1 protein-coding gene and 1 pseudogene are annotated in these 1,317 nt (G+C 47.5%); both read left to right on the top strand.

The window, feature by feature from the left end; genetic code table 11:
• Positions 1-753, top strand: a pseudogene (locus NW841_RS11185) (dynamin family protein); the annotation flags it as partial.
• 39 nt (positions 754-792) lie between these two features.
• On the top strand, positions 793-1,227 hold the full coding sequence (locus tag NW841_RS11180) for a KGK domain-containing protein (protein WP_414386433.1): 435 nt from the start codon (positions 793-795) through the stop codon (positions 1,225-1,227).
• The last annotated feature ends 90 nt before the right edge of the window (positions 1,228-1,317 follow it).

Below are 1,317 nucleotides of genomic sequence, written 5' to 3'. Positions count from 1 at the left end.
CGGCGGATTATTGATCGGGTACGCAGTTCAGACTACTACAAGCAGTTGTTTCGCCTACTGGGATCCGACGGTGATCTAGAGAAAAAACTACTAGAGGTTAAGGAAAAAGTTTGCACTGCATTAGTCAGCGGCGCTCGAAAAGAGTGCGATCGGTATCTAAGAGAAAGTCCTCGCTTCTATGACGAGGGCACTTTCTCCATTTACCAGTTCCGGGAAGTTTTAAAGCAAACATCTCAGTCCTACGATATTTCCGCTATTCGAGATGCGGAGCCGGGGATCCGGCAATTGCTGAAGCTTGACTTTGAGCCCAAAGTCAGCCAGACAATACGCTCTAACTTCCGACAAGAAACCAACAATACCCTCAAGACTCAGCTCTTGCCCGTTGCTAAGGAAGTGGCTGATGAAATTCTACAAAAGTATCCCGAAGCAAAGCAATTTATGGAAGCGACACTTAGAAAGGAAGCAGAAGAAAGAATTACCTTAAACCAACAGCGTCTAAGGGATCTAGAAGCAAAGATCGATAGCTACAACCAAGCCGTTTCTGGGATTAACCTATGCTTACAGGCTATGGGCCTAGGTCGTGAACTTTTGCCCTCGATTTCTTTACTGAAACCTTCTTCGACCGGTGAATTAGCTGACAGCTCAGCAGGTTCTTCCGAGCAGCCAGCGAGCGAAAGTGGGCCGAGTGATGAGATCTCTGACTTAGGTAAGATTTTCCCCGAGCTGGACAGCATACTTGACGATCTGAGATAAAGTAGTTTGTTTCTCCCTACTATTTGAGGAGGTGAAGTTTTGTTGCCTAAGGCCCTGCCCTTGCAGCAATGCTTAGAAGGGATCCTCTCTGTAGGGGAGAAAACTTTCAAGGTTGCTAGCCTGGTCAAAGCTGCCCAAGAGGATTTGGCCAAAAAGGAAGAGCTCAATCGCTTGTTTATTACAGCCTTGAGATCCTCGGGGATCCTTCCACCGGAAAACCTGATTAGTATTGCCAGTAGCTTTCTTCCTCCTATTCCTATTCCTCCCGGATCTGAAGAAAAGTTAGAAAAGTTACTGCAAGAAACCAAGTGGTTTGATCAGGGCCTTACCTGTCAGCTCTTGGTACCGGGTAAGAAGGAGTGGGAGAAAGGTAGGGTCAGATTGCGGATCACTGTAGAGTTTGAGCCAGAGCGTACGGGCTCAGAAAGTAGCGATGGATCCCCTCTAGATGACCTTCGCACAGACAAGGAGTAGCTTAAGTTAGCGGGATGCATTAGGAGGCTGGGTCAGTGTCAAGCAACGATCAACCTCAGGATCGCTTTGTCGAGATAGATGCTTCTCCAA

Origin of the sequence: Synechococcus sp. H60.3, from assembly GCF_047462295.1 — a bacterium.
Lineage (GTDB): Bacteria > Cyanobacteriota > Cyanobacteriia > Thermostichales > Thermostichaceae > Thermostichus.
Note: the sequence above shows the minus strand (reverse complement) of the source record. Positions and strands in the feature narration are given on the sequence as shown.